The organism is Meridianimarinicoccus marinus, from assembly GCF_040689105.1.
Classification (GTDB): Bacteria; Pseudomonadota; Alphaproteobacteria; order Rhodobacterales; family Rhodobacteraceae; genus Meridianimarinicoccus; species Meridianimarinicoccus marinus.
Window position 1 is genome coordinate 1 of record NZ_JBFBVU010000102.1, and the last position, 368, is coordinate 368.

Sequence of the window (368 nt, forward strand, 5' to 3'; positions counted from 1 at the left end):
GGCATCGACCTGTTCGCCGGGCCCACCGAAACCATGGTCATCGCCGACGAGACCGCCGCCGATGCGGAGCTGTGCGCCACCGACCTGCTGGGCCAGGCCGAGCATGGCTACAACTCGCCCGCGGTTCTGCTGACCAACTCCGGCAAGCTGGCCCGCGACACCCTGGCCGAGATCGATCGCATCCTCGGCATTCTGCCCACCGCCGAGACCGCCCGCAAAAGCTGGGAGGACTATGGCGAGGTCATCGTCTGCGACACTTATGAAGAAATGCTGAGCGTGGCCGATGATATCGCCAGCGAGCACGTCCAGGTGATGACCGACCGCGACGACTGGTTCCTCGAGAACATGACCTGCTATGGCGCGCTGTT

1 protein-coding gene is annotated in these 368 nt (G+C 64.4%); it reads left to right on the forward strand.

The annotated features are described in order from the left end of the window. Positions 1–368, forward strand: a 368-nt coding sequence (locus AB0T83_RS20365; protein ID WP_366195016.1) for a histidinol dehydrogenase, incomplete at both ends; no start/stop codon positions are given.